The sequence below is a fragment of the Nocardioides sp. P5_C9_2 genome, assembly GCF_054049555.1.
Genome location: NZ_JBFUMD010000592.1, coordinates 1 through 2002 on the forward strand (window position 1 = coordinate 1; position 2002 = coordinate 2002).

Consider the following 2002-nt stretch of genomic DNA (forward strand, 5'->3'; position numbering starts at 1 on the left):
GCCCACCCTGCTGCCCGGGGGTCGCCCCGCCGGTGACCCGTCGGCCCGCGTCGACGCCGCCACCGCCTGGGGTGTCCCGCACCTGCCCGAGACCGCCGGTCGTGACGCCGACGCCATCGTCGCCGCGCTCACCGACGGCAGCCTCGGCGGCGTCGTCGTCGGCGGCGTGGACCCCGACGACACCGCCGACCCGGCCGCGACCCTCGCCGCCCTGGACGCCGCGTCCTTCGTGGTCAGCCTCGAGCTGCGCGAGACCGAGGTGACCCGGCGGGCCGACGTCGTGCTCCCGGTGGCCCCGGTCACCGACAAGGCCGGCACGTTCGTGACCTGGGAGGGCCGACCGCGGCCCTTCGAGGCGGTCTTCACCAACCCCGGCTCCCTGCCCGACCTGCGCGTGCTCTCCGGGATCTCCGAGGAGCTCGCCGCGCTGGGCCAGGGCAGCCCCCTCGGCTTCCGCACGGTCCCCGAGGTGCGCTCCGAGATGGAGGCCATGGGCCCGTGGGACGGTGCTCGTCCGGACCCCGTCCCCGGTCAGGCCCCGCGCCCGCAGCACCCCCCGGCCGGCGCGCTCGCGCTCTCGACCTGGAAGCAGCACCTCGACGCGGGATCGATGCAGGACGGCGACGCCAACCTGGCCCTCACCCGGCGCCCCGCCGTCGCCCGCGTCAGCCCCGGCACCCTCGCCTCGATCGAGGGCACCACGGAGGCCGGCGTGCTCGTCACCGGCGACCGTGGCGCCGTCACCGTGCCGGTGGAGGTCGTCGAGGGCATGGTCGACGGAGTGGTCTGGCTCCCGACCCACAGCCTCGGTCGCGGCCTCCTGGCCGACCTCGCGTCCCCCGGCAGCACGGTCACCCTGAAGGGAGCCGGCCAGTGATCATCTCCCAGGCGCTCACGCTCGCGGCCCAGACGCCGGCGGACGACGGGCTCGAGGCCTTCGGCCAGGACCCGTGGTGGCTCGTCCTCGTCAAGGCCGTGCTGATCTTCGTGGTCCTGGTGCTGCTGACGCTCTTCAACATCTGGTGGGAGCGGCGCGTCGTCGCCCGGATGCAGCACCGCATCGGCCCGAACGTCAACGGTCCCTTCGGTCTGCTCCAGTCCCTCGCCGACGGCGTCAAGCTGGCGCTCAAGGAGGACCTGATCCCCAAGGCCGCCGACAAGGCGGTCTTCCTGATCGCCCCGGTGCTGGCCGTCATCCCGGCCTTCGTGACCTTCTCGGTGATCCCGTTCGGTCCCGTGGTGGGGCTGCCGTTCAGCGACCGCACCACCCCGCTCCAGCTCACCGACATGCCCGTCGCCGTGCTCTTCGTGATGGCCATCGCCTCGATCGGGATCTACGGCATCGTGCTCGGCGGCTGGTCCTCCGGGTCGACGTACTCCCTGCTCGGCGGCCTGCGCTCGAGCGCACAGATGATCTCCTACGAGGTCGCCATGGGCCTCGCGCTCGTGGCCGTGTTCCTCTACGCCGGCTCGATGTCGACCTCCGAGATCGTCGCGGCCCAGAACCCCGACCCCCAGTACTGGCTGGGCGTCATCCCGATCCCCACCTGGTACGCCCTGATCCTGCTGCCGTCGTTCGTCATCTACGTGATCGCGATGGTCGGGGAGACCAACCGCGCGCCCTTCGACCTCCCCGAGGCCGAGGGCGAGCTGGTCGGCGGCTTCCACACCGAGTACTCCAGCCTCAAGTTCGCGCTGTTCTTCCTCGCCGAGTACATCAACATGGCGACCGTGTCGGCCCTCGCGACGACGCTGTTCCTCGGCGGCTGGCACGCGCCGTGGCCGATCATCCAGCTGTGGGAGGGCGCCGACTCCGGCTACTGGCCGCTGCTGTGGTTCTTCGGCAAGATGCTGCTCTTCATCTTCATGTTCATCTGGCTGCGCGGCTCGCTGCCCCGCCTGCGCTACGACCAGTTCATGGCGTTCGGCTGGAAGCGGCTCATCCCGATCTCGCTGCTGTGGATCATCGCCGTCGCGAGCATCCGCGTGCTGACCCTCGACG

2 protein-coding genes are annotated in these 2002 nt (G+C 71.6%); both read left to right on the top strand.

What is annotated here, in order from left to right; all coding sequences use genetic code 11:
- Nucleotides 1–877 (top strand): molybdopterin-dependent oxidoreductase (locus ACXJKL_RS20010; RefSeq protein ID WP_457208748.1); only part of this gene is annotated, 877 nt, incomplete at its 5' end.
- The coding region (nuoH, locus tag ACXJKL_RS20015; protein ID WP_457208749.1) for an NADH-quinone oxidoreductase subunit NuoH at nt 877–2002 on the top strand (1126 nt) is incomplete at its 3' end. The genes ACXJKL_RS20010 and nuoH, both read left to right, overlap by 1 nt.